1 protein-coding gene is annotated in these 531 nt (G+C 49.9%); it reads left to right on the top strand.

Features of this window, described 5'->3' with window-relative positions:
- On the top strand, positions 1-531 hold a 531-nt coding region (locus tag R8O10_RS27265; protein ID WP_318192238.1), incomplete at both ends, for an RQC domain-containing protein.

Here is a 531-nt window from a genome sequence, read left to right as displayed (position 1 = left end):
AGCCATAAACTTAATGCGATGAGTGCCTTTGCGGAAGCGCAAACCTGTCGTCGTCAGGTTCTGCTCAACTACTTTGGTGAATACCGCGAGAAGCCTTGTGGTAACTGCGATATCTGCCTCGATCCACCCAAACATTTTGATGCGACAGAAGAAGCGCGAAAAGCGTTGTCGTGTGTTTATCGCGTTAACCAAAGCTTTGGTATGACGTATGTGGTTGAGGTGCTGCGTGGTATGCAAAATATCCGCGTGCGTGAACATGGCCACGATAAGATCTCTACATACGGCATTGGCCGCGATCACAGCCATGATTACTGGGTGAGTATCTTCCGCCAGTTAATCCACAAAGGACTGTTGTTTCAAAACATCACCCGAAACTCGACGTTGCAATTGACCGAGGAAGCTCGACCATTATTGCGCGGGGATGTGTCGCTCGAGCTCGCGGTTCCTCGTTTGGATACCGCAGCACGCGCTGCGAAGTCGGACAAACTGACCAGCAAAAACTACGATAAGAAGCTGTTTGCGAAATTACGC

Origin of the sequence: Vibrio sp. 1727 (assembly GCF_033344415.1) — a bacterium.
Classification (GTDB): Bacteria; Pseudomonadota; Gammaproteobacteria; order Enterobacterales; family Vibrionaceae; genus Vibrio; species Vibrio alginolyticus.
Note: the sequence above shows the minus strand (reverse complement) of the source record. Positions and strands in the feature narration are given on the sequence as shown.